Source organism: Paenarthrobacter sp. YAF11_1 (assembly GCF_052113445.1).
In the GTDB taxonomy this organism is placed as follows: domain Bacteria; phylum Actinomycetota; class Actinomycetes; order Actinomycetales; family Micrococcaceae; genus Arthrobacter.
The window spans coordinates 1-1,017 of the sequence record NZ_JBFRDF010000033.1; the positions used below are offsets into that span (position 1 = coordinate 1).

Annotated in this window: 1 pseudogene; it reads left to right on the forward strand. The window is 62.8% G+C overall.

The features are described from left to right. Positions 1 to 177 precede the first annotated feature (177 nt). A pseudogene (locus tag AB4Y77_RS22940) lies at positions 178 to 1,017 on the forward strand (IS110 family transposase); the annotation flags it as partial.

Here is a 1,017-nt window from a genome sequence, read left to right on the forward strand (position 1 = left end):
CTTTCTTGCCCTGTCACTTGATGATCCGGGGGGTGTTGTCGCCGGGTTCGGAGGCACGCGTTGACTGCTGATAGGGACACGGCCGGCTCCTTTCGCGGGTGCCAGGTCTCTTTGTAACGTGGGTGCCAGCATCGGGTGTCGTGACTGCGGCCAGATAGAGGTGCAAAGGAGCGCCGGATGGACGATGTATACGAGATTTCCTGCGGGCTTGATGTTGGCAAATCCGATCACCACGCCGCGGCACTGAACGCGGCCCGGCGAACGAGTCTTGGTCAAGCCCCTGCCCCAGGACGAGGAGCGGCTGCGCGAACTGTTCACCAACCTGCAACAGCACGGCAGGGTGCTGGTGATCGTCGATCAGCCCAACACCATCGGAGCGCTGCCCATAGCCGTGGCCCGGGATTGCGGCTGCACGGTGGCCTACTTACCGGGCCTGGCCATACGCAAGGCGGCGGATCTGTACCCGGGCAAGTCCAAAACAGATGCAAGGGACGCGTTCATCATCGCCGAGACAGCTCGGTCGATGCCGCACACTCTACGCGCTGTTGACCGGGACAGTGAGGTGCTCGTGGCGCTGAAGGTGCTCTCCGGCTCCGACGCTGGTCTGACGCACGAGTGCACCCGGGCGATCAACCGCCTGCGTTCCCTGCTGCTGCAGATTTTCCCATCCCTGGAACTGTGCTGACGCGGTCCTTGGTACTGGAACTGTTCATCAAATACGCCGGACCCACCGGGCTGCGCGCCGCAGGCCGGGGCAACGTGCTGGGCTGGGCCAGGAACCACAGCCGGAAAGACCCAGTGAACCTGGTTGACGCTGTCTTCGCGGCGTTGGGCGAGCAGACCGTCACGGTGATCGGCACCGAGCCGCCGAATTGGCCATCCCCCGCGTCACCGCCCAGATCAACGAACGCAAACACCAACATGCCATCGTGGCAGAAGAAGTCGAAAAGCTCCTCAATGACTTCCCTCTTTCCCAGGTCTTGATGTCCATGCCGGGAGTCGGCATCAAGACCGCAG